2 pseudogenes are annotated in these 969 nt (G+C 44.9%); both read right to left on the bottom strand.

The window, feature by feature from the left end:
* Window positions 1-301, bottom strand: a pseudogene (locus ACP45E_RS22605) (hypothetical protein); the annotation flags it as partial.
* A 293-nt stretch (window positions 302-594) separates the two neighbouring features.
* Window positions 595-969 (bottom strand): annotated as a pseudogene (locus ACP45E_RS22610) (DUF1552 domain-containing protein); the annotation flags it as partial.

Consider the following 969-nt stretch of genomic DNA (forward strand, 5'->3'; position numbering starts at 1 on the left):
CGAGTTCTGGTGAGTAGTCTGGATCAACGCCATTCTGGTTTCCGTCTCCATCATGATCAGAGTCTCCACCTTGAATAGGGTCATTGGCGTCGTTTGGGTTGGTTCCGTTTGAAATTTCATTGGAATTACTTTCGCCATCACCATCGCTGTCTGCATAAGCATCGTTGTCTGAATAAGCATCGTTGTCTGAATAAGCATCTGGAGTACTTTGTTGCTGGGTAGGCAACCCTTTATTGCTCTCTGTGCCACAGGCGGTTAATAGCAACAATGCCATCAATGGGGACAGTAATCGTGGGCGCATTCTTTGTGTTTCCTTCATTATTTATTAGGCGGAATTTTCGCAGGCCGATAACGCTAAAGCGATGAAACAACGCGTTACTCTGGATAGATGTGAGCCGAATGTGAGGGAAAAAAAAGTGGGCATGTCGTTATGACATGCCCACTTTATGGTTGGTTATATTAGAGCTAGAGGTTTCAGAGCTCGCTTTTTAAATTCTAGCTTTTTAAATCCTCGCTTTTTCAGTGCTAGACTTGAGTTCTCTTACGATACCTAACGTATTGTTGTTTAGTTACTTTCCTCCTACCTTATTGGTTTCAAACAAACAAATCGTTGATCACCGGGCTTTGATACGGGGTTTGCACTCCATACGCAGAAGCCATTGATGACAATACCTGGCCTATTGCCCCAACGTTACGGATAATCCGTCCGCCGTTTTGGGTGACTAGCTTGGAATTTTTTCCGCCAATCAACATGCAAGGCAAGTCGTTTGAGCTATGGGCTTGTCCGTCGTCCATTTCTGAGGTGACATAAATGATGCAATCATCATAGACGCCCATCAATTTTAAGTGTTCAATCAACCGAGTCACTTTACTCACATACCACTGCCTGTGTGCAATGTAGGTTTGCTTCAGGCTAGCAGAACCATAATGCGAGGCGGAATGTGGCGGCGTAGTACTGACGGTTTCCAC

It is taken from the genome of Vibrio genomosp. F10 str. 9ZD137, from assembly GCF_049974785.1.
Lineage (GTDB): Bacteria > Pseudomonadota > Gammaproteobacteria > Enterobacterales > Vibrionaceae > Vibrio.